This window comes from Aerococcus sp. L_32 (assembly GCF_050689315.1).
Genome location: NZ_JBOEQF010001026.1, coordinates 1 through 665 on the forward strand (window position 1 = coordinate 1; position 665 = coordinate 665).

Below are 665 nucleotides of genomic sequence, written 5' to 3' on the forward strand. Positions count from 1 at the left end.
TAAGTCTTTTACTTGTCCATCCTGGTGCGCTGTAGCTGTTGTATTTGAAATAACCGGTACTCTTTGTGGCTTAAAATCAAATTTGTCTAAATAATCAGCTAATTGGTCACTTGCTTGTGATAATAGGGCCGTGTGGAAAGGACCAGAAACGTTTAATTCCACCATTTTCTTCACGCCTGCTTCAGTCAACTTAGCAACTGCAGTATCTACTGCCGAAGCGTCACCACCGATTACGATTTGTTTTGGTGTATTGTAGTTTGCTGGTGCAACGTATTGACCAGAAGCTTCGCGCACTTGCTGGCAGATATTTTCTATTAAAGCGCGTTCAGCTTTCATCACGGCTACCATTTTGCCGGCACCTACAGGCGCAGCAGCTTGCATAAAACGACCACGATGGCTCACTAAATCAACCGCATCTTCAAAGGACAATACGCCCGCTTCAATAAGGGCTGTGTACTCGCCTAAGCTTAATCCAGCTAGGTAGTCGGCTGTAATGCCTGCCTCCCTTAGAAGGGCTGTAAAGGCTGTTGATACGGTTAAAATAGCGGGTTGTGTGTATTCTGTTTGATTTAATTCTGTATCTTCTTGAAAGCATAGGTCTTTCATTGAATAGCCTAGAACTTCTGAGGCTTTGTCAAAGTAAGTTGCAATCTCAGGATGATGGG

General features: G+C 43.9%; 1 protein-coding gene. It reads right to left on the reverse strand.

Annotation, left to right across the window (positions count from 1 at the left end):
• Positions 1–665, reverse strand: a 665-nt coding sequence (locus tag ACRCJ0_RS18010) for an ACP S-malonyltransferase (protein ID WP_431391508.1), incomplete at both ends; no start/stop codon positions are given.